This window comes from Massilia timonae, from assembly GCF_001866515.1.
Taxonomy (GTDB): Bacteria; Pseudomonadota; Gammaproteobacteria; order Burkholderiales; family Burkholderiaceae_D; genus Telluria; species Telluria timonae.
In genome coordinates this window covers 263,758-288,471 of record NZ_JRYB01000001.1, presented here as the reverse complement: position 1 = coordinate 288,471, position 24,714 = coordinate 263,758, and the positions used below count along the sequence as shown (strand labels likewise).

Genomic DNA, 24,714 nt, shown 5'->3' with positions numbered 1-24,714 from the left:
TTCGCTGTATGGTTAGACCGGGAGCTTGATCAGCTCGTCGACGGCCGTCATGACCTTGTTGCGTACTTGCATCAGCATCGAGAACGACAGGCTGGCTTGCTGGCTGGCCAGCATCGCGCCGACCAGGTCGTCGCTCTTGCCGGACTCGACTGCGGCCACGCGCGCGCCGGCGGCCTGGTCCTGGGCATCCACATTGGCGATGGCCTGCTTCATCACCTGGGTGAAGGAAAAGACATTGCTGGATTCCGCGCCGGGGTTGGCGAAGGAAGTGGCGGGGGCGATCGCCAGGCGATTCGCGTCGTTGGTCAGTTGCGCCAGGTCGGCCCGGATCAGGCCGGCAAGTTCAGTTGCCATCGTGGTTCCCATGTAAAAACGTTGTTGTTTGCGAGCGACAAAAAGTTGCGGATTTTCGGCTTTTGCTGGCCCGGTCAGTCGTGAAATTCTTAAGCATCGGTCAACGAACGAACGTTTGTTTTTTTCGTTTGTCTTCTGTCCTTTCCCTTCGTCTCTCCTCTGGGAAACCGGGAAAGTGGGGTGAGTTGTTGCGATGCGACAGCACGATATTACCGTACGGCAAGTTGGAAATCAAAGAAGAATGTCAAAGCTTCTGTATAAAACTTCCCTGTATAATTGTTGCCGTGGAGAATGAAAAGCTGTTATCGAAACGTAATCTTTAGTCAACAAACATGTCGATAAATCAACCAGATCGTGCGCGCGATTTCCAGGTGCTCGACCCCTGCCTGCTGGGGCGGCCGGTGCATCTGCTGCCGGCCTTCGCGGCGCGCCTGGCCGAGGCGCTCGGCACCGCGATGGCTTCTCCCGGTGGGCGCCGCTACTGGGGCGCTTTCCGTCTCGAAAGCCTCGCCTTCGAGCGCGCCCCCGACGACCGCGCGCTGCGCTGGCTGGGCGTGAACGGTCCCTACGGACTGGCCGCCGTCGCTTTCGAACGCAGCCTGCTGCTGGACCTGCTCGAAGGCCGCTATGCGCGCCGCACGCAGGGGCCGCTGCAGGGACCGAATATTGCACCGCAGCGCGATCCCGGCCTCGAGCGCGTGACCGCCACCGAGGAGCGCCTGGCCGCGACCCTGGCCCAACAGGTGACGCGGCTGCTCGACGAGCAGGTGGGGCAAGGACTGGCCGCGGCCGGGACTTCCGCGCCGGCGCTGGCGCCGCAGCTGGCCAAGGGCGGCGCCTCGATCGTGCCGGCCGGCGCGCCGGGCAAGTCCGGCTGGGTGGTCCGCGCCGTGCTGCGCGCCCAGTACGGCCGGCGCGACACCGACGACCCCAGCCTGGCGGCGCCGGAAGGCCGCTTGTGGATCAGCCTCGACCACGGCCTGATGGCCCACGTGCTGCAGGGCCTGATGGCCGACCGCAACGGCATGCGCGGCGCGGCGCGCATGGCGCGCGAGCCGCTGGCATCGCACCTCAGGGTGAAGCTCGAAGGCCGCCTGGTGAGCAAGGAAGTGACCCTCGCCACGCTGTTCGGCCTGAAGGTCGGCGACGTGATCCCGGTCTCGGTGGGCCGCGCGGACGTGTTGCTCGACGATTCCCGCCTGTTCACGGCCGCAGTGGCCGAGCACAAGGGCAAGCTGTGTTTAACCTCATTTGAAGACGCCGAATAATGGACATGAATCTCAACGAGCAACTGGCTGGCGACGTGATCATCGATGATCTGGACGCCGTCGACGGTGCGACCGCCACGGCCGGCCGCCAGGCCGGACGCCACCTGCCGCAGATGATGCGGCGCATCCCGGTGACCCTGACCCTCGAGGTCGGGTCGGCCCGCGTCTCGCTGCAGGAACTGATGGATATCCAGCCATCGTCGGTGCTGCCGCTCGATTCGCTGGCCGGCGAGCCGCTGGTGATCAAGGTCAACGGCACCCCGATCGGGCGTGCCGAGGTGGTGGTCGCGGGCGAGCAGTATGGCCTGAAGGTGATCGACCTGGACGGCCTGAACCTGGACATGCTCGCGCCATGATGCGTGTCACCCGCAGCGCGCCGCCGGGCGCGCTGCTGCTCGGCGCGCTGCTCGGCGGCCTGCTGCTGTCGTCCCCGGCGCTGGCCCAGAACCAGGACCTGCTGGCCGGCGTCATCCCGGGCGCCGATGCGACCAGCTCCGGCATGAGCGTCAAGTCGCAGATCCTGGTCATCATGACCCTGCTCGGGCTGCTGCCCGTGATGATCATGATGATGACCTGCTTCACCCGCTTCGTGATCGTGCTGTCGCTGCTGCGCCAGGCCCTCGGCCTGCAGCAGGGCCTGCCCACCCGGATCATCACCGGCATCGCCCTGATCCTGACCATCCTGGTGATGCGTCCGATCGGCGAGCAGGTATGGAAAGAGGCGTTCCTGCCCTACGACCAGGACAAGATCGGCCTGGAGCAGGCGCTGCGGATCGCCGAAGTGCCAGTGTCGCGCTTCATGCTGGCCCAGACCAGCAAGGCCTCGCTCGCGCAGGTCGCGCGCCTGGCCGGCGAACCCGACTATGCGCAACCGCAGCAGCACAGCTTCCCGGTCAAGCTGGCCGCCTTCGTGCTGTCCGAACTGAAGACCGCGTTCCAGATCGGCGCCATGCTGTTCATTCCCTTTCTGATCATCGACCTGGTGGTGGCGTCGGTGCTGATGGCGATGGGCATGATGATGCTGTCGCCGCTGGTGATCTCGCTGCCGTTCAAGCTGCTGCTGTTCGTGCTGGTCGACGGCTGGACGCTGACGGTGAGCACCCTGGTGGGCAGCATCCACGGCTACTAGCCGGCCATTCCTGTACGAGAGAGCGACGAACATGAGTCCCGATATCGCCGTCGACCTGGTGGTCGAGGCCCTGCAGATCGTGATGCTGCTGGTGATGGTGCTGGTCATCCCGGGCCTGGTCATGGGCCTGGTGGTGGCGCTGTTCCAGGCCGCGACCCAGATCAACGAACAGACCCTGAGCTTCCTGCCGCGCCTGCTGGTGACCCTGCTGGCGGTGATCCTGGCCGGCCACTGGATGACGACCCGGCTGATGGATTACTGCGTCTCGGTGTTCCAGCGCGCGGCGACCCTGGTGGGTTGAATGGGCATCGAGCTGTTCGGCTTCCTGATGCCGCTGATCGGCGCCCTGTGGTGGCCGTTCTGCCGCATCATGGCCATGATGGTCACCGCGCCGGTGATGGGCGACGGCGCCATCCCGGTGCCGGTGCGCGCGCTGCTGGCGATCGTGCTGTCGTTCCTGATGCTGCCGCTGACCACGCGCGCCGGCATGGCGGCTCCGGATCCGTTCTCGCTGTCCGGCGTGGTCGCCATGTTCGAGCAGGCCGTGATCGGCGGCGTGCTGGGCCTGGCCCTGCAGTTCGCGATGGCGGCCGTCACCATGCTGGGCTTCCTGGCCTCGAGCCAGATCGGCTTTTCGATGGCGCAGATGAACGACCCGGTCAACGGCCAGGTGTCGGACGTGATCTCGGGCCTGATGTCGCTGGTGGCGATGCTGGTGTTCTTCGCCATCGACGGCCACCTGGTGCTGGTCGCGGTGCTGGGCCAGAGCTTCCATGCGTGGCCGGTCGGCTCGGGCGTGCCGCCGATGCTGCTGGAGGCGGTGGCGCTGAATGTCGGCTGGGTGTTCGCCGCCGCCGTGCTGCTGGCATTGCCGATCGTGTTCTCGACCATCGTGGTGCAGATGGGCTTTGGTTTCCTGAACCGGGTCGCGCCCAGCCTGAACCTGTTTTCGCTGGGCTTCGCGCTGGTCACGATCTTCGGCCTGTTGATGTTGATCCAACTGGTGCGCTTCATTCCCGAGCACTACGTGTCGATGACCAACCAGGTGCTCGAGATGCTGACCGAACAGATGAGGATGGCCCGTGGCGGATAACAACAGCGGCGGCGACAAGACCGAAAAGCCCTCGGCGCAAAAACTCAAGAAAGCGCGCCAGGAGGGCCAGGTGGTGCGCTCGCGCGACCTGGCGACCGCGGTCGGCATCCTGATCAGCCTGAAGCTGTTCTCCTTGATGGCGCCCGGCTACCTGGAAGACATGCGCCACCTGTTCCGCCTGGTGTTCGTGCCCATGGGCGCGGCCGGCGACATCGAGAACGCGCTGTCGACCGTGTTCGGCGCCGGCGTGATGCTGCTGGTGCAGATGGTGCTGCCGCTGCTGGCGGTGCCGCTGGCGATCGTCGTGGCCGGCGTGGTGCCGGGCGGCTTCATCGCCAGCGGCAAGAACCTGCAGCCCAAATTCAGCCGCTTCAGCCCCATCACCAACCTGGGCAACCTGTTCTCGCAAAAGCACTGGGTGGGTTTTCTCACCTCGTTCGGCAAGGCTGTCATGCTGGGCGTGGTGCTGTGGATGGTGTCGCGCGCCGGCATGAAGGCCTACGTCGAGCTGCAGCGCATGCCGCTGACGGACGCCATCGCCGCCGGCAGCGGCCTGGCCTTCGACGCCCTGATGGCGATGGTGGCGGTGTTCGTGGTGTTCGCCCTGATCGACGTGCCGGTGCAGCACTGGCTGTTCATGCGCAACCAGCGCATGAGCAAGCAGGAGATCAAGGAAGAACACAAGAGCAACGAGGGCCGGCCCGAGGTCAAGCAGCGCATCCGCCAGCTGCAGCAGCAGCTGGCCCGGCGCAGCGTGCGCAGCACGGTGCCGACCGCCGACGTCGTGATCGTCAATCCGGAACACTATGCGGTGGCGCTCAAGTACGACACCGCGCGCGCCGAGGCGCCGTTCGTGGTGGCCAAGGGCGTGGACGAGATGGCGCTGTACATCCGCCAGGTGGCGAAAGAGAACAACGTCGAGACCCTGACCCTGCCGCCGCTGGCGCGCGCCATCTACAACACCAGCCAGGTGCAGCAGCAGATCCCGGCCCAGCTGTACCAGGCGGTGTCGCAGGTGCTGAACTACGTTTTACAACTGAATGCGTTCCGTGCCGGCCGGCGCCAGGCGCCCCCGCGGTTCCCCAACGAGATGGACGTGCCATCCCACCTGAGCGAGAAGAAAGAATGAACTTCATGAACACGATCAACAGCGTCATCCAGGAGCTGCGGCGCCAGAAGTACGCGGCCCCGGTCTTCCTGATCGCGCTGCTGGGCATGATCATCCTGCCGCTGCCGCCGATCCTGCTGGACGTGCTGTTCACCTTTAACATCGTGCTGGCGCTGATCGTGATCCTGGTGTCGGTGACGGCCAAGCGCCCGCTCGACTTCGCCGTGTTCCCGACCGTGATCCTGGGCACGACACTGATGCGCCTGGCGCTGAATGTCGCTTCGACGCGCGTGGTGCTGCTGCACGGTCACGAAGGCACGCATGCCGCCGGCCAGGTGATCGAAGCCTTCGGCAACGTCGTCATCGGGGGCAACTTCGTGGTCGGCCTGGTGGTGTTCGTGATCCTCATGATCATCAACTTCATCGTCGTCACCAAGGGCGCCGAGCGCATCTCGGAAGTGTCGGCGCGCTTTACCCTGGACGCGCTGCCGGGCAAGCAGATGGCGATCGACGCCGACCTGAACGCGGGCCTGATCAACCAGGAACAGGCCACCATCCGGCGCAAGGACGTGGCGTCCGAGGCCGACTTCTACGGCGCCATGGACGGCGCCTCGAAGTTCGTGCGCGGCGACGCCATCGCCTCGATCCTGATCCTGATCATCAACCTGGTGGGCGGCGTCGCGATCGGCGCCCTGATGCACGATCTGCCGATGGGCGAGGCGTTCCGCGTCTATGCGCTGCTCACCATCGGTGACGGCCTGGTGGGCCAGATCCCGGCGCTGCTGCTGTCGGCGGCGGCGGCGATCCTGGTGACCCGTATCGGCGAATCGGGCGACCTCGAGAAGCAGGTGAGCGACCAGCTGCTGGCCCAGCCGACGGTGCTGTTCTCGGCGGCCGGCGTGATGTTCATCATGGCCATGGTGCCGGGCATGCCGTGGTGGTTCTTCACGGCGGCGGCCGCCGTGCTGGCTTATGTCGGCTGGAACATGTCGAAGAGAGTGAAAGCGCCCGACGTCGCCGGCGTGGCGAAGATCGAGGCCGCGCTGCGCGACGAGCGCGCGCCCGACCTCGACTGGCAGGCCTTGCCGGTGGTGCAGCCGGTCACGGTGGCGGTGGGCTACAAGCTGGTCGGCATGCTCGACCGCGCCCAGGGCGAGCCGCTGGTCAAGCGCATCAAGGGCGTGCGCCAGAGCCTGTCGGAACAGATGGGCATGCTGCTGCCGGCGATCGCGGTGCGCGACGACCTGGCGCTGCGCCCGACCCAGTACTCGATCAGCCTGTCCGGCACCGTGGTGGCCGAAGCCGAGGTGATGCCCGAGCACCTGCTGGCGATCCCGTCGCCGAACGTGTACGGTGAACTGGACGGCATCCCCGGTATCGAACCGGCCTACGGCATGGCCATCACCTGGATCGAACCGGGCCAGAAGGCGCACGCGCTGGGCCTGGGCTACCAGGTGGTCGAGGTGCCGAGCGCGATCGCGACCCACGTCTCGAAGGTGGTGCGCGAATACCTGCACGAGCTGTTCCGCCACGAAGACGTGCCGGCGATCCTGGAACGCCTCACCGCCTTGTCGCCCAAGCTGGCCGCGGCGCTGGAAAAGGCGCTCACCCACACCCAGCTGCTGCGCGTGTTCCGCGTGCTGCTGGCCGAGGGCGTGTCGCTGAAGGACATCGTGGTGATCGCCACCACCCTGCTCGACAGCTCGGAGACGACCAAGGATCCGATCCTGCTGGCGGCCGAGGTGCGCTGCGCGCTGCGGCGCCAGATCGTCTCGACCTTGTTCGGCAAGAAGAAGGAGATGCCGGCATTTAACCTGTCGGCCGAACTGGAAAACATGCTGCTCGGTTCCCTGAACCAGGCGCGCCAGAACGGCGGCGGCAAGGTAGTGCTGGATAATTACCCGATCGATCCGCAGCTGCTGTCCCAGCTGCAGATCAATATGCCGGTGGCGCGCGAGCAGATGAAGCAGCAGCACACGCCGCCGCTGCTGCTGGTGCTGCCGCAGGTGCGCCCGTTGCTGGCGCGCTATGCGCGCCTGTTCGCGCCGGGGCTGCACGTGCTGTCGTATAACGAGATTCCCGAGAACCGCGACGTGTCGATCGTCGGGACGGTGGGCTGACGCAGGCGGGGGCGCGGCGCCGTGTCCCCTGGAGGAGCAAAGCATGAGTGACGCGAAACCGATCTACGTGACCCAGCCGCATCTGCCGCCGCTGGAAGAGTTCTATCCCTACCTGCAGGAGATCTGGGACAAGCGGATCCTGACCAATGGCGGACCGTTCCACCAGCAGCTCGAGCAGGCCTTGTGCGACTACCTGGGCGTGGAGCACCTGGCCCTGTTCTCGAACGGCACGCTGGCGCTGGTGACCGCCCTGCAGGCCGCGCGCATCACCGGCGAAGTCATCACGACGCCATACTCGTTCGTGGCCACCGCCCATTCGCTGCTCTGGAACGGCATCACCCCGGTGTTCGCCGACGTCGAGCCGGGCAGCCTGAACCTCGACCCGGCGCGGATCGAGGCGGCGATCACGCCGCACACCACCGCCATCCTGCCGGTGCATTGCTACGGCCATCCCTGCGACGTCGCGGCGATCGAAAAGATCGCGGACAATTACAACCTGAAGGTGATCTACGACGCCGCCCATGCCTTCGGGGTCGAGGACGCCGGCGGCAGCATCCTGCGCCATGGCGACCTGTCGGTGCTCAGCTTCCATGCCACCAAGGTCTTCAACACCTTCGAGGGCGGCGCCATCGTCTGCCCGGACCGTCGCACCAAGCAGCGCATCGATCACCTGAAGAACTTCGGCTTCGTCGACGAGGTCACGGTCGTCGCGCCCGGCATCAACGGCAAGATGAGCGAGATCAATGCGGCGTTCGGCATGCTCCAGCTCAAGAGCGTGGACGCGGCGATCGAACGGCGGCGCCAGATCGATGCGCGTTACCGCGCGGCGCTGGCGCCGGTGGCCGGGATCCGCTGCGTGGACCGCGCGGGCGAGAAGGTCGCGAACCACTCGTATTTCCCGATCCTGGTCGAGCCGGAGTACGGCGCCAGCCGCGACGAGCTGTATCACCGCCTGAAGCGCCATGACATCCACCCGCGCCGCTACTTCTATCCGCTGATCACGGACTTCCCGATGTACCGGGGGCTGGCGTCGGCGCGCCGCGACAACCTGCCGGTGGCGACGGCCGCCGCCGCCAGGGTGCTGTGCCTGCCGATCTATCCGGCCCTGGCCGATGCCGACGTCGACCGGATCATCGACATCGTCGCGCACGGATGAGACGATCCGGCTGCGCCAACGAAAAAGGCCAACCGCGAGGTTGGCCTTTTTGCATTGGCGGACCCGGGAAGCCCGGGCCTGGCCGATGACGATTACTGCAGCAGCGACATGACCATCGACGACATGCTGTTCGATTGCTTCAGCATGGCGGTCGAGGCTTGCAGCAGCATCTGGTTGGAAGTCATGTTCGCGCTTTCGCTGGCGAAGTCGACGTCCATGATGGTGCCGGTCGCGGCCTTGGTGTTGGTGCTGATGTTGGACAGGTTGTTGTACACGTGTTCCAGGCGGTTGGCGGCGGCGCCCAGGCCCGAACGGACCTTGCTGACCGCGTCCAGCGCGGTTTCCAGGTCGTCGATGGTGCCGTTTGCGTTGGTGCCGGTCAGTTCGGTGCCGGTGGAAGCGGAGGTGTAGTTGGTCGAGACGGCCGAGGCGGCATCGGCCAGCGCGCTCATGTCGTCCGACAGGTCGATTTCCATGGTCTCGTCCGACGAGGCGCCGATCTGGAAGGTCATGGCGGCGTCGACGGTGCCGTCGACCAGCAGGGTTTCGCCGCCGAACTTGGTGTTCTTCAGGACGTTGGCCAGTTCCAGGCCCAGTGCGTCGTATTCAGCCTGCATGGCATCCTTGTCGTCGTCGGTCGACGATTGGTCGGCGGCCTGGGTTGCCAGGTCCTTCATGCGGACCAGCATGTTCGACACTTCGTCCAGCGCGCCTTCGGCGGTCTGCAGCATCGAGGTCGAGTTCTGGGTGTTGCGCATCGCCACGGTCATGCCCGAGGTCTGGGCTTTCAGGCGCGAAGCGATCTGCAGGCCGGCGGCGTCGTCCATGGCCGAATTGATGCGGTAGCCGGTCGACAGGCGGGTCATCGAGGTCGACAGCGAGCTCTGGGTGCGCGCGATCGAATTCTGTGCGGACAGTGCGGCGTTGTTGGTGTGAAGGCTCAGCATGGTAACTCCTGTTGGTACTACATTATCTGGAAATTCGAGTGCGTCACTCGCTCTCCACTGTACAAGGCGACCAGTTTCGCTACGGCATTAAATTCTTTTGAGAAATTTTCTCGAAAATATTTCATACCTGGATAGCGGCGGACTCAGGCTTCCCGTGCGGGTTGCTCGACCGCCGGGAGCAGCAGCGCCAGCTCGGCCACCGCGCGGAACACCGCCGGGCTCAGGGCCTGGGCCACCGCTTCGGCATTGGTGCGCAGGGCGTGGCTGTGCTCGGTCGGCAGGCGGTCGCGAAACTGCCAGCGCAACACCTTCAATCCGGCGCGGCCGAGCGCGCTCTCCAGCTCCGGCTGCAGCCAGCGCAGGCGCGTCAGCGTGCGTGCGTCGGCCCCGCACAGCGTCAGCGCGACGCCGCCGGGCAGCGGCTCGACCTCGACCACGACGGCGCTGCCGTCGGCCAGTTGCAGCTCCAGCCGCAGGGCGGCGCGCAGGCGCCGGCGGCGTCCCGGCGGCTGGTCGGGGTCGCGCGACAGGACTTCCAGGTGCTGGGGCGCTTGGCCGGCGCCATGCACCGTGAAGCGCCAGGCGTCCGGATGGGCCGCCAGCAGCTCGGGCTGGCGCATCGCCTGGCCCACCACCTGGCCCTGTTGCGCCGCCGCCAGCAGGGCCGGCGACAGCTGGCCGGCGCTGCTGGCCAGGGCGCGGCTGGCCAGCTGGCTGCCGTGGTTGCGCACCTGGGTGCGCCAGGCGCGCGCCAGGCCGGCGGCGTCCATCTGCTGGTAGGCCAGCTGGCGCGCCATGATCGCCTGGTCGGGACGCATGGCCGTCCCCTCGGCGCCGGATTCCGGCGCCTGGGCCGGCGTGCCGGCGCCCGTGGACAGCGCTTGCGAGAACGGCAGCGGCGGCCCGTCGGCGCCCCCCGCGAGCAGGGCGACCGGGGCGGCCGCGGCGACGGCGCCGACCGGCAGCGCCGGCGTGGAAGGCGGCGTGACGAGTGGAGGCAGGGCGGGAAGGGAAGAGACGCTGGCCATGATGGACCCCGTTCAGGAATGTAAAAAAGGCCAACCGCAGGGGCTGGCCTTTCGCGTGTTGCCGGGCCGGGTCCGCTCGGAACCCGGCCGCAAGCCCGGTCTTGCGGTGATTACTGCAGCAGCGACATGACCATCGAGGACATGCTGTTCGACTGCTTCAGCATGGCGGTCGAGGCTTGCAGCAGCATCTGGTTGGAGGTCATGTTCGCGCTTTCGCTGGCGAAGTCGACGTCCATGATGGTGCCGGTCGCGGCCTTGGTGTTGGTGCTGATGTTGGACAGGTTGTTGTACACGTGTTCCAGGCGGTTGGCGGCGGCGCCCAGGCCCGAACGCACCTTGTTGACCGACGCCAGCGCGTCTTCCAGGGTGCCGATGGTGGCGTTCGCATTGTCGGTCAGCTCGGTGCCGCCGGCGGTGCCGGCATAGTTGGCGGTGGCCGAGGTCACGTCGGTGACGACCGACGCCAGGTCGGTCGACAGGTTGATTTCCATGGTCTCGTCCGACGAGGCGCCGATCTGGAAGGTCATCGCGTTGGCGAGCGTGCCGCCGACCAGCAGGGCTTCGCCACCGAACTTGGTGTTGTCCAGGACGTTGGCCAGTTCCAGGCCCAGGGCGTCGTATTCGGCCTGCATGGCGGTCTTGTCGTCGTCGGTCGACGACTGGTCGGCGGCCTGGGTTGCCAGGTCCTTCATGCGGATCAGCATGTTCGACACTTCGTCCAGCGCGCCTTCGGCGGTCTGCAGCATCGAGGTCGAGTTCTGGGTGTTGCGCATCGCCACGGTCATGCCCGAGGTCTGGGCTTTCAGGCGCGAAGCGATCTGCAGGCCGGCGGCGTCGTCCATGGCCGAATTGATACGGTAGCCGGTCGACAGGCGGGTCATCGAAGTCGACAGCGAGCTCTGGGTTTTCGCGATCGAATTCTGCGCGGACAGAGCGGCGTTGTTGGTGTGAAGGCTCAGCATGGTAGCTCCTGTTGGTACAGCATTATCTGGAAATTCGAGCGCGTCACTCGCTCTCCACTGTACAAGGCGACCAGTTTCGCTACGGCATTAAATTCTTTTGAGAAATTTTTTGCAGATGGGAGAAAGGGGGCAGCCGCCCCCTCCGGCAGAATCAGTCCGGCGCGGCCGGCTGCCGTCCATAGGCCTCCACATCGGCCAGGCTGACCGGGAACGGCGCCGCCTCCTGCCCATCGCACCAGCGGGTCCACATGCGCCGCATCGCGATCTCGAACGACGCGCCGAGGATGGCCGGATAGCCGAGGGGCGACTCCAGGAAGCGCTGGCGCATGGTCTGGCGCATGGTTGCCAGCGCCGACACGTTCTCGGACAGGAGGGCGCCGAGCTTGACGTAGGTCTCTTCGTTCTCGGTGACGAAGGCGCCCAGGCCGAGATGCATCATGAATGCCGCCGCCGCGTGGCTGGGATTGGTTGCTCCGACCGTGGCCAGGGTCGGCACGCCCATCCACAGGGCATGGCCGATCGTGGTCCCGCCGCTGTAGGGGAAGGGACTGAGGCAGATGTCGACCTCGTAATGCTGCTTCAGGTAATGGTACATGCCGGCGCGCTCGCGCAACAGCAGCCGCTCGCGCGGAATGCCTTCCTGGGCGAACCAGTCGACCAGCACGTCGTCGATCCCTTCCTGCATGCCGCCCAGCAGCATTTTCGCGGTCGGGATGGCGTGCAGCAGCAGCGACCATTGCCTGATCACGTCCTGTCCCAGCTTGCTGGCGCGGTGGAAGCTGCCGAAGGTGATATAGCCGTTCTCCAGGGCGGGCAGGGGATTGACCGGCGGCGCGGTCGGCTCCGGCAAGAACAGCACGAACATCGGCAGCCGCACGATGTTTTCGGTGAACTGCCGGTCGTAGCGCGTGCCGGGCAGCCAGAAACGGTCGCCCAGGATGTAGTCCACCGCTTCCAGGCCGGTCGTGCCCGCGTAGCCGATCCAGGTCGCCTGGACCGGCGCCGGCTTGCGCGCAAACAGGGGCAGGCGGTTCAAGGCCGAGTGGCCGGACAGGTCGATCAGGATGTCGATCGCATCCGCGCGGATCAGGCGCTCGGCGGCCGCGTCGTCGAGATGCATGATCGACCGCCATGCCGCCACGTCGGCGCGCATCGTGTGCGTCATCTCGTCTTCCTTGACCTGGTTGTGGTAGACGTAGAATTCGACCTGCGTGCTGTTCTTGAGGGTGCGCAGGACCGGCGCGATGAAGCGCGCCACCGCGTGCCGGTACAGGTCGCCCGACACCAGCCCGATGCGCAGCTTGCGCTGCGGGTCGCGCACGTTGGCGTGCGGCTGGCGCAGCGCGCGCAGCGGCGTTTCCCACCGCTCGCCATAGGCGAAATGCTCGCGCGTGAGCTCATCTCCATCCTGGCAGCAATGGCTCAGGATGAACAGCAGCATGCTGTGGTGTTCCGGACTCGGGGCGTGCGCCAGGAGTTCGCGCGCCAGGCGCAGCGCTTCCTGCCATTCGCCGAGGGCGAAACGGGTATGGATTCCGGTGCGCAGCGCCATGATATTGGCCGGATCGAGCTCCTGCGCGCGCCGGGACATGGCCACCGCTTCCGGCAGGCGGCCGAGCATGTGGAGCGTGCCGGCCAGTTCCGCGACCAACTGCCCGTTGTCCGGTTCGCGCGCCACGGCTTCTTCGAGGATGACGACCGCGTCGTCGACCTTGCCCAGCGCGCGCCGGCACAGGCCGATATGGCGCAGCGCATTCAGGTGGGCCGGCTGCTCGGCGACGACCCGCTCCATGCAGGCCAGCGCCTCCTGGTGCCGGTGCAGCGAGTACAGGACGTAGCCGAGGTCGTAACGGGCGTCCGTGCGCTGCGGCTCGAGTTCAAGGACGCGCTGCAGGACGTCGGCGGCATCTTCCAGGCGTTGTTGCTTGTACAAGGCGCCCGCCAGGAGCAGGTGCGAACCGACGTCGTCCGGCTTCAGCGCGACCGCGCGCCGGGCGCTGTCCTCGGCCTGCTGATGGCGGCCGAGCCTGGACAGGGAGTCGGCCAGGCCCCGCTGCAGGTCGGCGGCGTCCTGGAAGCGCAGCGCCTGGCGGTAGCTGGCGGCCGCTTCTTCGTAGCGCTCCAGTTCGAACAGGGCGGCGGCCAGCACCGCATGCAGTTCCGGCTGCCTGACCTTGAGCTCGAACGCGCGCTGCAGCGCGCGCACGCCCTCGTCGAGCTGGCGCTGGCGCAGCAGGGACAGACCCAGCAGGGCGTGGGCATTCGCATCGCGCGGCTTCTTGCGCACGGCGCGCCGGTGCTGCTCGATCTCGGGATTGGCGCCAGGGGGCGTCATCTGGTTCATGCCGCGCTCCCGGGGAACCGGGCCCGCGGCGGCGCGGAGGTGGTTGGTGTCGGTGTGATCATGGGATGTCGTCAGCGCTACAGCAGCTGTTTGCTTGCCCGTGGGAAATAACGACGATTGTAATTGCTCGATTCCTCCTTGTCGTCTGTTTATTGGCATAAAGGACGAGATTGCCGGCCAGGCGCAACAGTGGCAAGCGGGGCGGGACGGCGGCTTTTCCTTGACCTCAAGTGAGCTTGAGGATTTATAAAGTCGAAGTCCGCCTGCCCGGCAAGCGCCCGGCGCCGGCGGCGCCATCGCGTTTTACGCGCATCGACGACACCATGCAGCCAAGCCGGCAGAAGGAGCAAACATAAACAAGCCAGTTGAAACGACCCATCTTTCCAGGCCCCCATTCCAGGCGTCGGGCGGCGCCATCGAAGCCGACGCCGTGATCGTCGGCGCCGGCCCCGTCGGCCTGTTCCAGGTTTTCGAACTGGGCTTGCTGGATATCCGCGCCCACGTGATCGATTCGCTGGGCGCGGTGGGCGGGCAGTGCATGGAGCTGTACCCGGACAAGCCGATCTACGACATCCCGGCGGCGCCTGTGCTCACCGGGCGCGAACTGACCGACAACCTGCTGCGGCAGATCGCGCCGTTCGCGCCGACCTTCCACCTGGGGCAGGAAGTCACGCTGCTGCAGCGGCGCGCCGACCGCCGCTTCGACCTCGAGACCTCGCTCGGCACGCGCTTCATCGCCAGGACGGTCATCATCGCGGCCGGCGTCGGCGCCTTCCAGCCGCGCAAGCTGAAAGTGGCCGGCATCGACCGTTTCGAGGGCAGCCAGCTGTTCTACCGGGTCAAGCACCCCGAGCGCTTCCACGGCCGGCAACTGGTGATCTGCGGGGGCGGGGATACGGCGCTGGACTGGGCGCTGGAATTCGCGGGCAAGGCCGCATCGGTGGTGCTGGTGCACCGACGCGACGGTTTCCGCGCCGCCCCGGCCTCGATCGCGAAGATGAAGCAGCTGTGCGAGGCGCAGGAGATGCAGTTCATCTCCGGCCAGGTCACGGGCTTCGACGTGCAGGGCGGCCGGCTGTCCGAAGTGAAGGTGGCCGGCGGCGACGGCGTCACCCGGCGCGTGCCGGCCGACGTCCTGATGGTGTTCTTCGGACTGCTGCCGATGCTGGGACCGATCGTGGACTGGGGGCTGGACATGGAGATGCGCCAGTTGCGGGTGCGCGATACCGCGACGTTCGAGACCAGCGAGCCGGGCATCTATGCCGTCGGCGACATCAATACCTATCCCGGCAAGAAGAAACTGATCCTGTCGGGCTTTCACGAGGCGGCGCTGGCGGCCTTCGGCGCGGCGGCCTATGTCTTCCCCGACAAAAAGACGCACATGTTGTATACGACGACGTCGCCGAAGATCCACAAATTGCTGGGTGTGGAGACGCCGGTGTTCGACTGAGCGAAAAGAAAAGCGTCGATCGGCCCGCATCCTGGACTGGTGCTGGCTGCGCACCAAGAGCGGGCTGATACCCGGCATCGGCTTCATCCTCACCGTCGCGCAAGTTTTCATGGAAATTGAACGCTGGCTCAACCATGCGCCAGGACATCGATCGACTCGATATGATTTGAATAACACAATCACTATCAAGGACAATCCGATGTCGACTGTCGTTACAGCGAACCCGGCATACCGCAGCGCGCCGGGCACGCTTCATACCATCCTGCTTGCGGGCAGCGTCTCGCTCTTCCTGGGCGCATTGCTGAGCGATCTCGCCTACTACAACACCTACCAGATCCAGTGGAGCAATTTTGCGTCCTGGCTGATCGCGGGCGCCGAGCTGTTCAGCGGACTGGCCCTGGTGTTTGCGCTGGTCAACCTGATCCGGGCGCCGCACAAGAAGGGCCATGTGCTGACTTATTTCCTGCTGCTCCTGGCCACCTGGGCGCTGGGGCTGTTCAACGCCTTCCAGCACGCCAAGGATGCCTGGGCCGTCATGCCGGCCGGCCTGGTGCTGTCCGCCATCGTCTTCGTCCTGGCCTGCCTGGCGGCCTGGGTCGGCCTCAATCCACGCGTGGGAGGTGCGCCATGAAGCGATCGAGCACACTGGTGATGCTGGGCGTGAGCCTGCTGCTGGCCGCCTGCACCGAAGGCGAGGGCGCCAAGACGCTGTCGCGCGGCGCCGATCCGACGCTGCCGGAGCCGCAACGCGGCATCTTGCCGAGCATGAAGATCGCCGAACCGTCGCCCTGGGGCGACCAGAAGCCGACCGTGCCGGAAGGCTTCAGCGTCACGGCCATCGCGACCGATCTGCAAATCCCGCGCCAGACGCTGGTCTTGCCGAATGGCGACATCCTGGTAGCCGAAGGCCGCGGCGGCAATGCGGCCAAGCTCAAGCCGAAGGACGTGATCGCCGGCTATATCAAGGCCAAGGGCAATACCCAGGTCAAGAGCGGCAACCGCCTGACCCTGCTGCGCGATGCCGACGGCGACGGCCAGTACGAACTGAAGACCGTGTTCGCCGACAAGCTGAACGCCCCGTATGGCCTGGCGTTTGCCAACAACAAGATCTACGTGGCCAACCAGGACGAACTGGTGAGCTTCGACTACCAGGAAGGCCAGACGGAGGCCGGTGGTGCGCCGACCACGATCACCAAGCTGCCATCCGCGATCAACCACCACTGGACGAAGGCGATGACCGTCAGCCCCGACGGGCGTTATCTCTATGTCGGCATCGGCTCGAACAGCAATATCACCGAGCGCGGCATGGAAGCCGAAGTCGACCGCGCCATGGTGTGGCAGATCGACGCCACTGCCGGCACCTATAAACCCTATGCGACGGGCCTGCGCAATCCGACGGCGCTGGCAATCAACCCGGAAACCGGGCAGCTGTGGTCGGTCGTCAACGAGCGCGACGAACTGGGACCGGACCTGGTGCCGGATTACCTGACCTCGGTGCGCGAAGGCGGCTTCTATGGCTGGCCCTACGCCTACTGGGGCCAGAACGCCGATCCGCGCGTCAAGCCGGGCGACCCGGAAAAGGTCAAGGCCACCATCAAGCCGGACTACAGCCTCGGCTCGCACGTGGCCGCGCTCGGCCTGCATTTCTCGTCGCCGGTGATGGGCGAGAAATTCGCCAACGGCGCCTTCGTCGGCGAGCATGGCAGCTGGAACCGCAATCCGCCGGTGGGCTACAAGGTGATCTTCATACCGTTCGCCAACGGCCGTCCGGCCGGCGAACCGATCGACTTCGTCACCGGCTTCCGTACCGAGGAAGGCAAGACGCGCGGCCGGCCGGTGGGCGTCACCGTCGATCCGCGCGGCGCTCTGATCGTCGCGGACGACCTGGCCAATACCGTGTGGCGGGTGACGCGCAACCGTTGATGCGATCGCCCGCGGGTGCGCCATTCAGTAGCTGCGCAATGAGCGCGGCTTGAGTGGCGCGCGTGCGGGCGCGCCGCACAGGAACTTCAGCAGGCCATCGAAGTAGCAGTCGGCGGCGTCGTGGGCACTTCCATCTTGTTCAAGTCATCGACGCGGCCCCGATCCGCGAGCAGGCCCTGGATTCCCAGCTCGCTCGGCCCCTGCAGCGGCTTGTAGACTTAATCTTCTAGAAATAGGCTTTATCTGAAGCCGTGTGCACTTGGTATGCAGTTGTCGAGCTTGCTGTGTGCACGTTCCGTCATACCCTATGCTTGCTTGAACGCAGTTTCAGAACCAGTGCTGTAGCGATCCCCGCACCTATGGATGAAAAACGATGATGTCCCGACTGTCTCGACGTAAACGCCCGTCGCAAACATGAGCATGGCGATATACACAAGCACAGCCGTCACGAATGCGGCGGCAAGGGAGATGAGTGTGATTTTCATTTGAAGGCTTCCAGCGTGGGCAGTTGTAATGCAAGTGGGCATTCGAGCCTCCAGCAAACACAATCTCTTCCACGAACGACACGCAGTTGCTGGGTAAGAGTAGCCATTGCCACCGTTTGGACAGCAGTTCTTCGAGCTTTCGATGCGCCCCGAGAGCATTACGGATGGGTACGGCCCAGCGGCGGATTTCATACTTACCCCCTTCCTTGAGGTAGCGCTTGTATCCGGCCTCGTTCATGAAGCGCGGAACTTCGTTGAATCCGGCCACGTAGAAGTACCAGCCGGTGCCGCCGATGTGTAGCAGAGCATGGCCGCAGAAGTTGATGCTATCGCAGGACACGGCGACAACACAGGTGTGACTGAAAATCGACGGCTGGACGAAGCAGTTGTGCATCACTTCGCCAATATAGGCAGACGGCTTGGGTTTGTTCGCGTTCGCTTGAATCGCGCTATTAGTGGCCCGGCCCATTACGACACCTTGCCTACGATCCTGGAGCGTTCGCGGTATGCCACCGGCTATACGCGAGCCGACCGTCCGCTAGTAAAGAGAGGCGTGTTTACAAAACTGTTCCACACCAAGTGTGCGGTCCGGGCGGCTTTGGCTTATCATTGCGGGTTCCCGACAGTATCTGTCGTCTTTTTACTGGCGACCACCCCTCTCAGCATGAGCATCACCTCGACCATTCCAGGCATCGCCCCAACCTCCGTCCAGCCATCGCGCCGTTTATCGGTCGCCCCCATGATGGACTGGACCGACCGCCACTGCCGCGTCTTCCACCGCCAGATCACCCGCCACACCTGGCTGTACACCGAGATGGTCACCACCGGCGCGCTGGTCTATGGCGACGTCGAGCGCCACCTGCGCTATGACGACGTCGAGCACCCGGTCGCCCTGCAGCTGGGCGGCAGCGATCCGCTTGATCTGGCCAAGAGCTCGAAGCTGGGCGAGCAATGGGGCTATGACGAGATCAACCTCAACTGCGGTTGCCCGTCCGAGCGAGTGCAGAAGGGCGCGTTCGGCGCCTGCCTGATGAACGAGCCGCAGCTGGTGGCCGATTGCGTGAAGGCGATGCGCGACGCGGTCTCGATCGATGTGACGGTAAAACACCGCATCGGCATCGACTACGACGAGGAATACGGCTTCGTGCGCGATTTCGTCGGCACCATCGCCGACGCCGGCTGCAAGACCTTCATCGTGCATGCCCGCAATGCCGTCCTGAAAGGGCTGTCGCCGAAGGAAAACCGCGAGATCCCGCCGCTGCGCTACGCGGTCGCCTATCAGCTCAAGCGCGAATTCCCGGACCTCGAGATCCTGATCAACGGCGGCATCAAGAGCGACGACGAAATCGCGCTGCACCTGGAACACGTCGATGGCGTGATGCTGGGCCGCGAGGCATATCACAATCCCTGGACCATGGCCGACTGGGACCGCCGCTTCTATGGCGACGCCGGTGCCGGTCGCCCTCGTTCGCGGGTCGAGGTGCTGGAAGCGATGATTCCGTATATCGAGGAGCAGTTGCGCCTGTACGGCCCGCTGGGCCTGAAGCTCAACAGCATCACGCGCCACATGCTGGGCCTGATGCAGGGCTTGCCGGGCGCCCGTGCTTTCCGCCAGACCCTGTCCGACTCGAAGAAGCTGGCGCTGGGCGATCCGCGCCTGCTCCTTGAAGCTGCCGCCAGGATGCCGGCTGCGGCCTGAAATAATCTATCCAAAAGTAACAAAAAGGCATGCTGAGGCACGCCTTTTTTTATTTCCTGTCGACAAATCGATACATTTGGTTGTCGAAACGACCACGCAAGTTTCAAAATTGCTTGCTGTGTGGAAATAGCCGTTCCATAATGCAGACCTGTTCCAATGTTGCACTGTATCAATCCTGTTGTTGTGCCGAAACAATTCGGTCGAGCAAGAGATTTTCTGACTAGCGACATGAAATCTTGATTTATCCTGTCGGAAACACCTGAAATCGTGAAGAAACAATGATTTCAGACGCGCTTCGCACGGCGCTTGTCTCTCCGAGCGAGTTTCGATCAATAAGTTACAGGGAAAACACGAATGAATTTGAACAACATGAAGGTCGGTACCCGTCTGGCCCTCGGTTTCGCACTGATCCTGGTGCTGCTGGTGGCTGTTGCTGTAGTGGGTATCTTGCGCATGGCGCAGATCCAGGATCGCCTTGACCATGTGGTCAGCGTGAGCAATGTGTCGACCGGCCTCGTGATCGAGATGCGCAACAACGTCAATGACCGCCTGCAGTCGCTGCGCGTCCTGACCCTGATGGCCGACCCGGCCGACATGGAACCGGAGATCGCCAAGTTCAAGGAACAGACCGCGCAGTACAACGAAACCCAGCGCAAGCTGACTGCCCTGTTCGCATCGAACGGCAACGACCACGAAAAGGCGCTGCTGGCCCAGATCAAGGAACATGAAACCGCCGCCATGCCGGCGATCGCCCGCGCCACCGAACTCTATCTGGCCGCTAACGCCATGGACGCCACCCGCGTCATGGTGCGCGAAGTGCGTCCGGTGCAGCGCAAGTGGACCGACGCCCTGAACGCGCTGGCCGCCCAGGAAGAAAAACAGAACGCCCAGACCAAGGCCGATGCCGAAGCGGCGTTCGACAATGCCCGTAACTTCATGCTGGTCCTGCTGGCCCTGGCCGTGGTGCTGGGCGTGGCGGCCGCCGTCGTGATCACCCGCAGCCTGCTCAAGCAGCTCGGTGGCGAGCCTGGCTACACCGCCAAGATCGCCGGCAGCATCGCCCACGGCGACCTGTCGATCGCCATCGACACCAAGGAATCGGACCGCGGCAGCCTGCTGGTCGAAATGAAAGAAATGCGCAACAGCCTGGTGGACATCGTGGCTCAGGTGCGCCGCGGCACCGAAACCATCGGCACCGCCTCGCGTGAAATCGCCGCCGGCAACATCGACCTGTCCTCGCGTACCGAACTGCAGGCCAGCTCGCTGGAAAAGACCGCATCGGCCATGGAACAGCTGACCTCGACCGTCAAGCAGAACGCCGACAACGCCCGTGAAGCCAATGCCTTGGCTGCCGCCGCGTCGGACGTGGCCCGCAAGGGCGGCGACGTGGTGTCGCAAGTGGTCGGCACCATGGGTGAGATCAATGGCTCGGCCAGCAAGATCGCCGACATCATCGGCGTGATCGACGGCATCGCCTTCCAGACCAACATCCTGGCGCTGAACGCCGCGGTCGAAGCGGCCCGCGCCGGCGAACAGGGCCGTGGCTTCGCGGTCGTCGCTTCCGAAGTGCGTAACCTGGCCCAGCGTTCGGCTGCGGCGGCAAAAGAGATCAAGACCCTGATCGACGACTCGGTCGCCAAGGTCGAGCGCGGCAGCAAGCTGGTCGGCCAGGCCGGCGTGACGATGGATGAAGTGGTGTCGAGCGTCAAGCGCGTGACCGACATCATGAGCGAGATCGCCAACGCCAGCGCCGAACAGAGCGCCGGCATCGCCCAGGTCAACACCTCGATCATCGAGATGGATGGCATGACCCAGCAAAATGCCGCGCTGGTGGAAGAAGCCGCCGCGGCCGCCCAGAGCCTGCAAGACCAGGCCGGCGAACTGGCCCGCGTGGTCAGCATCTTCAAGCTGGAAGAGGGTGAACAGTTCCAATTCGAGGCGCAGGCGCCAGTCGCGACCACCACCGCGGTGGTGGTCCGTCCGGCCGCCAAGCGTCCCGTACCGCCGGCGCCGAAAAAGCCGGTCGCCGCCAGCGCCGCGGTGAATCCGGACGAGGCGGAAGTCGCGCCGAAGCCGAAAAAGGCAGCTGCCACCGTCGGCAACGACGAGTGGGAAGAATTCTAAGCACGCAGTATCGAGCAATCCTGCGCCGGCCAGTCGGGCGGCGCGCAGCACGCATCACGACATTTAACTCTTAAAAACCTTATTTGGGGAAATCATGAAAAACCTGTCCGCCAAGCTGTTCGTTGCACTGACCCTGACCGGCGCCGCCAGCGCCAGCTTCGCCGCCGAAACCCCGGCATCGTTCGATCCGAAGAAGTGCGCCATCGAATATCCGAAGTCGTCGCTGATGAACGAAGAGCAGGGCACGACCTCGGCATCGTTCCTGGTCAATGCGGACGGTACCGTGGCGGAATCGAAGATCGACAAGTCGAGCGGCTTCAAGAACCTGGACCGCGCACTGGTCAAGGGCCTGACCTCGTGCAAGTTCAAGCCGGGCACCAAGGATGGCGCACCGGCCCAGACCTGGACCAAGGTCGACTACGCCTTCAAGCTCGACTAAATCCTTCCCCTTTACACAGCCGGCTTCCATAGCCGGCTGTGTTTTTGCGGCGCCTGTTTTTGCGCACCACCGCTTTCTCGCTCTCCCGCCATTTTCGTTTCGCTGTTACAAATTTGTAGCGGCATGTATCGACTGTAAAGACTTCCTTCAGTTCATCTTTTTGGCGTCCCGTCTCGCTATAGTAGTCTCACACCAACCGAAACGGAGAGCACCATGAAAACCATTCTTGCCACCGCCGCCGCCATCCTGATCGGCAGCGCAGCATTCGCGCCAGTGCAGGCCCAGGCCGCTCATCCGCGGGCCGAAGTCATCGTCATCAAGAAAGCGCCGCCGGCGCCCCGCCGCGAAACCGTGCCGGCCGCGCGCCGCGGCTTCGAATGGGTGTCGGGTTACTGGGACTGGAACGGCCGCCGTCACGAATGGGTCGCCGGCCACTGGGAGAAAGTACGTCCGGGCTATGCCTACCAGCGCGCGCAATGGCGCCAGGACCGTAATGGCTGGCATCTCGAGCGCGGCGGCTGGCACCAGTCGCGCCAGGTAGCGGTCCACCGTGACCGTGACCGTGACCGCGATCGCGACGGCGTCCCCAACCGCCACGACGCCCGCCCGAACAATCCTAACCGCTATTGATGACAGGCGCTCAGGGTGCGGCGAGATCGCCGCCGCACACCTGGTTGCGGCCTGACTGCTTGGCCCGATAGAGCAGGGCGTCGGCCCGCTCCAACAGCGCGGTGGCGCTGTCGGTCGCCATGCCGCCACCGGCGCCGCTGGTGTACACGCCCGCGCTGATGGTCACCACACCAGGGCCATTGCCGACATGCGCAATCCCGAGCGCCATCACTGCCTGGCGGATCCGTTCGGCCACCATCCTGGCGCCGGTCGGATCGGTATCCGGCAGTAGCGCCACGAATTCTTCCCCGCCGTAGCGCGCGACAAGGTCGGCCGGCCGCACCAGGCAACCTTCCAGTGCTTGCGCCACCTGGCGCAGGCAGGCATCGCCCGCCACGTGGCCATAGGTGTCGTTGTAGCGCTTGAAGTAATCGACGTCGAGCATCAACAGCGACAGCGGTGCGCCGCTTCGGGCCGCGCGCGCGAACTCCACGTCCAGGGCTTCCTCGAAGCGGCGCCGGTTGGCGATGCCGGTCAGGCCGTCGTGATCGGCCAGGACCGTCAGCGCGCGGTTATGCTCCTGCAGCAGTTCGCGCGCCTGCACCAGTTCGTGCTCGAGGTGGTCGCGGATGACAATCTGGCGCACCAGGCGGCGGCCGAAATAAAGCAGGAATCCAATGGCGACCAGGGTGATGACGGCCTGGCCGAGCATCGACTTCAGCCATTTTTCCAGGATGTCGTGCTTGCTCTGCGCGGTGGCGACGATCAGCGGATACGTTTCCAGGTGGCGGTAGCTGTACAGCCTTTCGATGCCGTCGATCTTCGATCGCAGCATCGCGGTGCCGGCCGGGCCGGAGCTCTCGAACAGCCGGTGCACCGGGCCACTGCTGGTATCGGTGCCGATCAGCATGTCGTTGTGTGGGAGGCGATACACCATGGTGCCGTCGTCCAGGGTCAACATGATCACGCCATTGCTGCCCACGTCGAAGGTCTTGTAGAGAGTGGAGAAGTAGGCGATGCGGATCGTGCCGAGCGCGACGCCGCCGAAGGTGCCGTCCGGATTATTGAGGCGGCGCGACACGGGCAGCACCCACTCGTCGTTGGAGCGGCTGCGTACCGGCTTGCCCACGTGGATGAAGCGGTCGGGATTGTTCAGGTGGTACTGGAAATACTCGCGGTCGTCGACCGTATACAACGGGATGCGGTCCTGCGAGGTCATCAGCCAATGGCCATCGGGGCCGAACACGAACAAGCCATGCAACTCCTCCACCTGGGCCACCATATTCTTCAGGTGCAGTTGCAGGCGTGGGCGCCCTGCGCCCGTCATGCCATCGTTTTCGATCCGCTCGACCACGCCGGCCAGCACGGTGTCGACCACCCGCACCGCGCTCTCGGCCTGGGCCGCCAGCGCGTGCGACATATTCGTGGTGGCGACGGCCACCTCCGCCAGGCGCTCCTTGCGCGCGCGCCATCCGTCCGAGACCTGTATGGTCAGCAGCAACAGGCACAGCGCGGCCACGAACAGCACGGCGTTGCGCACTGCAGGGCGTTTTTCGGCGGTCAGGCGGGAGATTTCGGGGGCGGTACGCTTTTCTGGCATAAATCGGGGAGCCGCCGTGCGCGATGCCTGCAATCCGTCATTCAAGAACGGCGACTCGAATTTCTTATGGAAAACTCACCGATTGTCCCACATCAAGCATTATCCAGCTGTCAAGTTGGCGTTTTTTACATCTGTGTCGCGGTATTGACGCCAAATGTAAAGCACGCTCAGGCCACACGCAAGCCCAGCTCGCTGACCAGTTCGGCGGCCTGGCGCGGCGTGATCCAGGCGCCCTGGAACAGCTTGATGTCGGCCAGGGTGATGCCGCTCAGGTCGGCTTCGCGCAGGTCGGCGTTGTCGAAGCGCGCCTGCTTCAGGTTGGCGCCGCGCAGGCTGCCGCCTTCGAACACGGCGTCGCGAAAGTCACAGGCGGCCAGATCGGCGTCGCCGAAATCGAGCCCGATGAGTTTCGCCTTGCGGAACGACATGCGACGCAGGTCGGCGCCGACCAGCAGGCAATCCTCGAACGCCAGGCCGAGGTGGGCCGCTTCCTCGAAGTTGGCGCCGGTCAGCTTGCAGCCCTTGAAGGCAAGGGATGCCAGGTGGGCGCGGCGCCAACTGCTGTTGTTCAAGTCGCAGCCCTGGAAGCGGGCGTCGGTCAGGTCGGCCGCTTCGAAGTCGGCTTGCCGGCCGCGGCAGCGTTGCCAGGTGGTCTGGCCCAGCTTGGCGGCGTAGAACGAGGCCTCGGCGATGCTGCAGCTGATGAAAGTGCAGTTGCGCAGGTCGAGGCGCGACAGGTCGGCGCCGTCGAGGTCGCACTCCTGGAAGACGAGCGGGGCGTGCGGCAATGCCGCTTCGACGTCCGCGCGGGAGAGGGTTTGTTCGACAATCTGCATGCTGGTTCTTCGCAAAACAAAAAAGGCCACGTGCCGGAGC

23 protein-coding genes are annotated in these 24,714 nt (G+C 64.9%); 15 read left to right on the top strand and 8 right to left on the bottom strand.

Annotation, left to right across the window (positions count from 1 at the left end; genetic code table 11):
- Window positions 1-12 precede the first annotated feature (12 nt).
- A complete protein-coding gene (gene fliE / locus LO55_RS01295) occupies window positions 13-354 on the bottom strand; it encodes a flagellar hook-basal body complex protein FliE (RefSeq protein WP_071360141.1) in 342 nt (113 codons plus the stop codon).
- Window positions 355-686: 332 nt separating this feature from the next.
- Here fliE and LO55_RS01290 point away from each other — a divergent pair, with 332 nt between their 5' ends.
- Genes LO55_RS01290 through LO55_RS01255 form a run of 8 tightly spaced genes read left to right on the top strand, consistent with a single transcriptional unit; the run spans window position 687 to window position 8,228 of the window.
- Window positions 687-1,622: a FliM/FliN family flagellar motor switch protein gene (locus LO55_RS01290; protein WP_071360140.1), complete on the top strand. Its 936-nt coding sequence runs from the start codon at window positions 687-689 to the stop codon at window positions 1,620-1,622.
- Window positions 1,622-1,978, top strand: coding sequence for a FliM/FliN family flagellar motor switch protein (locus LO55_RS01285; RefSeq protein WP_143054432.1), 357 nt, complete (start codon window positions 1,622-1,624; stop codon window positions 1,976-1,978). Before LO55_RS01290 ends, LO55_RS01285 begins: the two co-directional genes overlap by 1 nt.
- On the top strand, window positions 1,975-2,751 hold the full coding sequence (gene fliP / locus LO55_RS01280; protein ID WP_083415088.1) for a flagellar type III secretion system pore protein FliP: 777 nt from the start codon (window positions 1,975-1,977) through the stop codon (window positions 2,749-2,751). The genes LO55_RS01285 and fliP overlap by 4 nt, the downstream gene beginning before the upstream one ends.
- A 31-nt stretch (window positions 2,752-2,782) precedes the next feature.
- Complete coding sequence (gene fliQ, locus LO55_RS01275) at window positions 2,783-3,052, top strand: flagellar biosynthesis protein FliQ (RefSeq protein ID WP_005668624.1); 270 nt, start codon at window positions 2,783-2,785, stop codon at window positions 3,050-3,052.
- Window positions 3,053-3,844: a flagellar biosynthetic protein FliR gene (fliR, locus tag LO55_RS01270; RefSeq protein WP_083415086.1), complete on the top strand. Its 792-nt coding sequence runs from the start codon at window positions 3,053-3,055 to the stop codon at window positions 3,842-3,844.
- Entirely contained in the window at window positions 3,834-4,973 is a 1,140-nt protein-coding gene (locus LO55_RS01265) for an EscU/YscU/HrcU family type III secretion system export apparatus switch protein (protein WP_071360138.1), read from the top strand. Before fliR ends, LO55_RS01265 begins: the two co-directional genes overlap by 11 nt.
- 5 nt (window positions 4,974-4,978) lie before the next feature.
- Window positions 4,979-7,072, top strand: coding sequence for a flagellar biosynthesis protein FlhA (locus tag LO55_RS01260; protein WP_071363650.1), 2,094 nt, complete (start codon window positions 4,979-4,981; stop codon window positions 7,070-7,072).
- 43 nt (window positions 7,073-7,115) lie between these two features.
- Window positions 7,116-8,228 carry a DegT/DnrJ/EryC1/StrS family aminotransferase gene (locus LO55_RS01255; RefSeq protein ID WP_071360137.1) on the top strand — a complete coding sequence of 371 codons (1,113 nt, stop codon included), beginning with the start codon at window positions 7,116-7,118 and terminating at the stop codon, window positions 8,226-8,228.
- 92 nt (window positions 8,229-8,320) lie between these two features.
- Here LO55_RS01255 and LO55_RS01250 read toward each other — a convergent pair whose 3' ends face one another.
- The 4 genes from LO55_RS01250 to LO55_RS01235 form a co-directional block, all read right to left on the bottom strand.
- Window positions 8,321-9,175, bottom strand: coding sequence for a flagellin N-terminal helical domain-containing protein (locus LO55_RS01250; protein WP_071360136.1), 855 nt, complete (start codon window positions 9,173-9,175; stop codon window positions 8,321-8,323).
- Window positions 9,176-9,318: 143 nt separating this feature from the next.
- Complete coding sequence (locus LO55_RS01245) at window positions 9,319-10,203, bottom strand: hypothetical protein (protein ID WP_071360135.1); 885 nt, start codon at window positions 10,201-10,203, stop codon at window positions 9,319-9,321.
- A gap of 110 nt (window positions 10,204-10,313) precedes the next feature.
- Window positions 10,314-11,165, bottom strand: a complete 852-nt coding sequence (locus LO55_RS01240; RefSeq protein WP_071360134.1) for a flagellin N-terminal helical domain-containing protein — start codon at window positions 11,163-11,165, stop codon at window positions 10,314-10,316.
- Between the two features lie 151 nt (window positions 11,166-11,316).
- Complete coding sequence (locus LO55_RS01235; protein ID WP_071360133.1) at window positions 11,317-13,509, bottom strand: O-linked N-acetylglucosamine transferase, SPINDLY family protein; 2,193 nt, start codon at window positions 13,507-13,509, stop codon at window positions 11,317-11,319.
- A gap of 352 nt (window positions 13,510-13,861) precedes the next feature.
- Between LO55_RS01235 and LO55_RS01230 the strand changes: the two genes are divergently transcribed.
- From LO55_RS01230 to LO55_RS01220, 3 genes are all read left to right on the top strand, one after another.
- Window positions 13,862-14,959 carry an NAD(P)/FAD-dependent oxidoreductase gene (locus tag LO55_RS01230; protein WP_083415084.1) on the top strand — a complete coding sequence of 366 codons (1,098 nt, stop codon included), beginning with the start codon at window positions 13,862-13,864 and terminating at the stop codon, window positions 14,957-14,959.
- 199 nt (window positions 14,960-15,158) lie between these two features.
- Window positions 15,159-15,590, top strand: a complete 432-nt coding sequence (locus LO55_RS01225; RefSeq protein ID WP_005668643.1) for a DUF2231 domain-containing protein — start codon at window positions 15,159-15,161, stop codon at window positions 15,588-15,590.
- Complete coding sequence (locus tag LO55_RS01220) at window positions 15,587-16,882, top strand: PQQ-dependent sugar dehydrogenase (protein WP_005668645.1); 1,296 nt, start codon at window positions 15,587-15,589, stop codon at window positions 16,880-16,882. Before LO55_RS01225 ends, LO55_RS01220 begins: the two co-directional genes overlap by 4 nt.
- Before the next feature lie 357 nt (window positions 16,883-17,239).
- Here the strand turns inward: LO55_RS01220 and LO55_RS25620 are convergent, their stop codons facing one another.
- The gene (locus tag LO55_RS25620) at window positions 17,240-17,836 is read right to left on the bottom strand and encodes a hypothetical protein (protein ID WP_177185492.1); all 597 of its coding nucleotides are present in this window, start codon (window positions 17,834-17,836) and stop codon (window positions 17,240-17,242) included.
- 195 nt (window positions 17,837-18,031) lie between these two features.
- Between LO55_RS25620 and dusA the strand changes: the two genes are divergently transcribed.
- From dusA to LO55_RS01195, 4 genes are all read left to right on the top strand, one after another.
- Window positions 18,032-19,066: a tRNA dihydrouridine(20/20a) synthase DusA gene (gene dusA, locus LO55_RS01210; protein WP_071360130.1), complete on the top strand. Its 1,035-nt coding sequence runs from the start codon at window positions 18,032-18,034 to the stop codon at window positions 19,064-19,066.
- A gap of 354 nt (window positions 19,067-19,420) precedes the next feature.
- Window positions 19,421-21,190, top strand: a complete 1,770-nt coding sequence (locus LO55_RS01205) for a methyl-accepting chemotaxis protein (protein ID WP_083415082.1) — start codon at window positions 19,421-19,423, stop codon at window positions 21,188-21,190.
- Between the two features lie 94 nt (window positions 21,191-21,284).
- Entirely contained in the window at window positions 21,285-21,629 is a 345-nt protein-coding gene (locus tag LO55_RS01200; RefSeq protein WP_071360128.1) for an energy transducer TonB, read from the top strand.
- A 213-nt stretch (window positions 21,630-21,842) separates the two neighbouring features.
- Window positions 21,843-22,259, top strand: a complete 417-nt coding sequence (locus tag LO55_RS01195) for a YXWGXW repeat-containing protein (RefSeq protein WP_071360127.1) — start codon at window positions 21,843-21,845, stop codon at window positions 22,257-22,259.
- Between the two features lie 10 nt (window positions 22,260-22,269).
- On the opposite strand, the gene LO55_RS01190 is transcribed toward LO55_RS01195, so the two are convergent.
- Complete coding sequence (locus LO55_RS01190; protein WP_071360126.1) at window positions 22,270-23,838, bottom strand: sensor domain-containing diguanylate cyclase; 1,569 nt, start codon at window positions 23,836-23,838, stop codon at window positions 22,270-22,272.
- 167 nt (window positions 23,839-24,005) lie between these two features.
- Window positions 24,006-24,674 (bottom strand): pentapeptide repeat-containing protein, encoded by a 669-nt coding sequence (locus LO55_RS01185; protein WP_071360125.1) that lies wholly within the window; start codon window positions 24,672-24,674, stop codon window positions 24,006-24,008.
- Between the last annotated feature and the right edge of the window lie 40 nt (window positions 24,675-24,714).

Bases quoted from the DNA above. Each gene is read 5' to 3' on its own strand.
- LO55_RS01225 (WP_005668643.1), top strand. From the start codon at position 15,159: ATGTCGACTGTCGTTACAGCGAACCCGGCATACCGCAGCGCGCCGGGC.
- LO55_RS01240 (WP_071360134.1), bottom strand. From the start codon at position 11,165: ATGCTGAGCCTTCACACCAACAACGCCGCTCTGTCCGCGCAGAATTCG.
- fliE (WP_071360141.1), bottom strand. From the start codon at position 354: ATGGCAACTGAACTTGCCGGCCTGATCCGGGCCGACCTGGCGCAACTG.
- LO55_RS01205 (WP_083415082.1), top strand. From the start codon at position 19,421: ATGAATTTGAACAACATGAAGGTCGGTACCCGTCTGGCCCTCGGTTTC.
- LO55_RS01255 (WP_071360137.1), top strand. From the start codon at position 7,116: ATGAGTGACGCGAAACCGATCTACGTGACCCAGCCGCATCTGCCGCCG.
- LO55_RS01220 (WP_005668645.1), top strand. From the start codon at position 15,587: ATGAAGCGATCGAGCACACTGGTGATGCTGGGCGTGAGCCTGCTGCTG.
- dusA (WP_071360130.1), top strand. From the start codon at position 18,032: ATGAGCATCACCTCGACCATTCCAGGCATCGCCCCAACCTCCGTCCAG.
- LO55_RS01235 (WP_071360133.1), bottom strand. From the start codon at position 13,509: ATGAACCAGATGACGCCCCCTGGCGCCAATCCCGAGATCGAGCAGCAC.
- fliQ (WP_005668624.1), top strand. From the start codon at position 2,783: ATGAGTCCCGATATCGCCGTCGACCTGGTGGTCGAGGCCCTGCAGATC.
- LO55_RS01260 (WP_071363650.1), top strand. From the start codon at position 4,979: ATGAACACGATCAACAGCGTCATCCAGGAGCTGCGGCGCCAGAAGTAC.
- fliP (WP_083415088.1), top strand. From the start codon at position 1,975: ATGATGCGTGTCACCCGCAGCGCGCCGCCGGGCGCGCTGCTGCTCGGC.
- fliR (WP_083415086.1), top strand. From the start codon at position 3,053: ATGGGCATCGAGCTGTTCGGCTTCCTGATGCCGCTGATCGGCGCCCTG.
- LO55_RS25620 (WP_177185492.1), bottom strand. From the start codon at position 17,836: ATGGGCCGGGCCACTAATAGCGCGATTCAAGCGAACGCGAACAAACCC.
- LO55_RS01290 (WP_071360140.1), top strand. From the start codon at position 687: ATGTCGATAAATCAACCAGATCGTGCGCGCGATTTCCAGGTGCTCGAC.
- LO55_RS01195 (WP_071360127.1), top strand. From the start codon at position 21,843: ATGAAAACCATTCTTGCCACCGCCGCCGCCATCCTGATCGGCAGCGCA.
- LO55_RS01285 (WP_143054432.1), top strand. From the start codon at position 1,622: ATGGACATGAATCTCAACGAGCAACTGGCTGGCGACGTGATCATCGAT.
- LO55_RS01190 (WP_071360126.1), bottom strand. From the start codon at position 23,838: ATGCCAGAAAAGCGTACCGCCCCCGAAATCTCCCGCCTGACCGCCGAA.
- LO55_RS01250 (WP_071360136.1), bottom strand. From the start codon at position 9,175: ATGCTGAGCCTTCACACCAACAACGCCGCACTGTCCGCACAGAATTCG.
- LO55_RS01245 (WP_071360135.1), bottom strand. From the start codon at position 10,203: ATGGCCAGCGTCTCTTCCCTTCCCGCCCTGCCTCCACTCGTCACGCCG.
- LO55_RS01185 (WP_071360125.1), bottom strand. From the start codon at position 24,674: ATGCAGATTGTCGAACAAACCCTCTCCCGCGCGGACGTCGAAGCGGCA.
- LO55_RS01200 (WP_071360128.1), top strand. From the start codon at position 21,285: ATGAAAAACCTGTCCGCCAAGCTGTTCGTTGCACTGACCCTGACCGGC.